Raw genomic sequence first — 270 nt, 5'->3', positions numbered from 1 at the left:
ACTCGACCATTGCTGCTCACCAGGGGTCTCCGGCGTCGAGCTTGCAGCTGTTCAGGAACCCGGGCGTACCGTCCGGCGCATGAGCTACAGCCAGCCTGACCCAGCCGAAGAGACCACCCAGAGCGAGTCGCCGGAGCAGCCCGACACCGACCAGGACACCCTGGAGGAACAGGGCGGCGAGCCGGCAGCGCTCGAGATCGACGCCGACGACGTCCCGACGAAGCCCGCCGACTGACGCCGTCGTCATTCAGTGAGCAGAAGAGGTCGAGT

1 protein-coding gene is annotated in these 270 nt (G+C 67.0%); it reads left to right on the top strand.

Annotated features, from left to right (window positions below; genetic code table 11):
- The first annotated feature begins 79 nt into the window (after nucleotides 1-79).
- Nucleotides 80-235 carry a hypothetical protein gene (locus BIU89_RS18355; RefSeq protein ID WP_163343611.1) on the top strand — a complete coding sequence of 52 codons (156 nt, stop codon included), beginning with the start codon at nucleotides 80-82 and terminating at the stop codon, nucleotides 233-235.
- Nucleotides 236-270: the final 35 nt, after the last annotated feature.

It is taken from the genome of Curtobacterium sp. MCBA15_005 (assembly GCF_001864855.1).
GTDB lineage: Bacteria > Actinomycetota > Actinomycetes > Actinomycetales > Microbacteriaceae > Curtobacterium > Curtobacterium flaccumfaciens.
The sequence above is the reverse complement of the archived record's forward strand: the minus strand, read 5'-3'. Positions and strand labels throughout refer to the sequence as shown.